The 2198-nt window shown below is 76.3% G+C and carries 2 protein-coding genes; both read right to left on the bottom strand.

The window, feature by feature from the left end; all coding sequences use genetic code 11:
- On the bottom strand, positions 1–660 hold a 660-nt coding region (locus FNQ90_RS20445; RefSeq protein WP_228471433.1), incomplete at its 3' end, for an FAD-dependent oxidoreductase.
- 8 nt (positions 661–668) lie between these two features.
- The gene (locus tag FNQ90_RS20440; RefSeq protein WP_182607700.1) at positions 669–2015 is read right to left on the bottom strand and encodes an NAD(P)/FAD-dependent oxidoreductase; all 1347 of its coding nucleotides are present in this window, start codon (positions 2013–2015) and stop codon (positions 669–671) included.
- Positions 2016–2198: the final 183 nt, after the last annotated feature.

Genomic DNA, 2198 nt, shown 5'->3' with positions numbered 1-2198 from the left:
GGTGTGGACGGTCAGGCCCATCCCCTCCACGGTGCGGCGCAGCGCCTCGCCGCCCCCGGAGTCCACCTGGATCGCCATCAGCCGGTCGTTGAACTCCACGATGTGCGCGTCCAGACCCAGGCCGCGCAACGCGCCCGCCGCCTCCAGCCCCAGCAGACCGCCCCCCACCACCACGCCGGTGCGCGAGCCCTTGGCGTACTCCTCGATGGACAGCAGGTCCTCGATGGTGCGGTAGACGAAACAGCCGGTGGCGTCCTTCCCCGGCACCGGCGGCACGAACGGGTACGAACCGGTGGCCAGCACCAGCGTCCCCCACTCCCGCACCAGCCCGGCGGCCGAGGTGACGGTGCGCGCCCCCCGGTCCACCGCCACCACGGGGTCGCCGATCAGCAGTTCGATGCCGTGCCGCTCGGCGAACCCCTCCGGCAGCAGGTTCAGGTCCTCGGCGGTCGCGCCGGTGAACCAGGAGGTCAGCTGCACCCGGTCGTACGCGGGGCGCGGCTCCTCGCAGAAGACCACCACCCGGCGCCGTCCGGTCACCCCCCGCTCGACCAGCTCCTCCAGGAAACGCTGACCGACCATGCCGTGTCCGACCAGCACGATCGGGCCGGTGGAGTCATCGGTACCGGGGGCACCGGCGGTATCGCTCGTCTCGAGCATCTCGGACATCACAGCCCTCCGTCGGGGGTGAGCAGGTGCAGCAGGGGAGTGGCGGGAAGGGCCTCGTCGCTCTCCCACGTACGTGCCAGGGAGCCCACGGCCCCCAGGTCGCCCAGCAGGACCCCGCCGCGCAGGCGATCGCCCCGCACCACCAGGCGCCGGTAGGCGCCCCGCGTCGCGTCGGCCAACTGCACGACGTCGTCGCCGGGGGCGGGCACCGGGTCGCCGAAGGCGGCCAGATCGAAGGAACGGGGCCCGGCGGGCGGGCCCGTCGTGACACCCGGACCGGCGGGCAGGGTCAGCCGGGTCAGCGCCCGGGTACCGGGGTACGGACACGGGTCCGGGTCGCCGGCCAGCACCCGGGCCAGCGCGTCCGCCTGCTCCCGGGCGGCGCCCGCCAGCCCGTGGAGGGTGCCGCGGTGCTCGGCGCAGTCGCCGATCGCGAAGACGGTGGGGTCGGAGGTGGTCAGTCGGTCGTCCACGACGACGCCCCGCTCCACCGCCAGGCCGGCCGCCCGTGCCAGGCCGACCCGCGGGCGCACCCCGCAGGCCAGCACGACCTGCTCGGCCTCCAACAGGTACCCGTCGGCCAACTCCACCGCCCGCACCGGGCGGGCGGGGTCCTCGGGATCGGTGCGCACGCCGCGCACCCGGCACTCGGTGTGCACCTCCACGCCCAACTCGGCGAGGTGGGAGCGCAGCAGTCCGGCCGCGTCCGGGTCCAGGTGCCGCTCCATCAGATGCTCGCCCTGGTGGGCCAGCAGCACCCGGACGCCCCGGTGGGCCAGGGCGCGGGCGGCGGAGACGCCCAGCAGCCCGCCGCCGATCACCACCGCCCGCGTCCCCCCGTCCTCCTCGCACGCCCCGGCCAGCGCCAGCGCGTCGTCCAGGGTGCGGAAGGCCCGCACCCCGGTGGGGAGGTCGTGCCCGGTGCGGGTGAACAGGCCGCGCAGCGGCGGCAGCACCGGGTTGCTCCCGGTGGCCAGCACCAGGGCGTCGTAGGGCTCCACCGAACCGTCGTCGCACACCACCCGCCGCTCGGCGCGGTCCAGCCGCACCGCTCGCACGCCCGAGCGGCGCCGCACGGTCGCCGGCGGGGCGGGGAGCGCGATCACCTCCGCCGGGTAGCGGCCGGCCAGCACCTCGGCCAGCAGCACCCGGTTGTAGGCGGGGTGCGGCTCCTCGCCGAGCACGGTGACGGTGGTGTCCGGGTGTCCGGCGAGCCGGTCCGCCAGTCGCGCACCGGCCATGCCACCGCCCACGATCACCACGCGCCGGGCCGCCGGGGCGCCATCGGCGGCCTTCCGGACTCCGGTGCGGGGGGCGGCTCGTTCGGCCGATCCTGCTGAGGTCATGGGTCGAGCGTGCGGGCCGGCTGTTACCCGACGGCATCCCCCTCGTTTCCCGGGCGCAACGCTGCGCTCAGCGCGCCGACCCTCCCGGTGTGAGCCCCGCCGCGACGCTCCCGACCATCGGGAACGCCCCGGTCGCCCGGCCGGTGGGGCCGGGCGACCGGGGCGTCGGGGAGAGTTCGGGGG

Source organism: Streptomyces alkaliphilus (assembly GCF_014141535.1).
GTDB lineage: Bacteria > Actinomycetota > Actinomycetes > Streptomycetales > Streptomycetaceae > Streptomyces > Streptomyces alkaliphilus.
The sequence above is the reverse complement of the archived record's forward strand: the minus strand, read 5'-3'. Positions and strand labels throughout refer to the sequence as shown.